Below are 232 nucleotides of genomic sequence, written 5' to 3' on the forward strand. Positions count from 1 at the left end.
CCCTCCTAAGTTAATTAGGAAGGATTTTTCAACATTTTACACTGTAGCTGTATCTTTTTTTACATCTACATTATTTTCTGGTTTTTGCTCTGGTTTTTGCTCTGGTTTTTGATCTGGTTTTTGTTCTGGTTTTTGCTCTGGTTTCTGTTCTTCTGGTTTTTGTTCTTCTGGTTTTTGTTCTTCTGGTTTTTCTTTTTCTACTACTTTTACTGTCACTGTTGTACTAGATGTA

General features: G+C 33.2%; 1 protein-coding gene. It reads right to left on the minus strand.

What is annotated here, in order from left to right; all coding sequences use genetic code 11:
- Nucleotides 1-36: 36 nt before the first annotated feature.
- Nucleotides 37-232: hypothetical protein (locus tag MR107_RS32130; protein ID WP_242293216.1), on the minus strand; the 196-nt coding region annotated here is incomplete at its 5' end.

Source organism: Bacillus cereus group sp. BfR-BA-01441 (assembly GCF_022663075.1).
GTDB classification, from domain to species: Bacteria; Bacillota; Bacilli; order Bacillales; family Bacillaceae_G; genus Bacillus_A; species Bacillus_A cereus.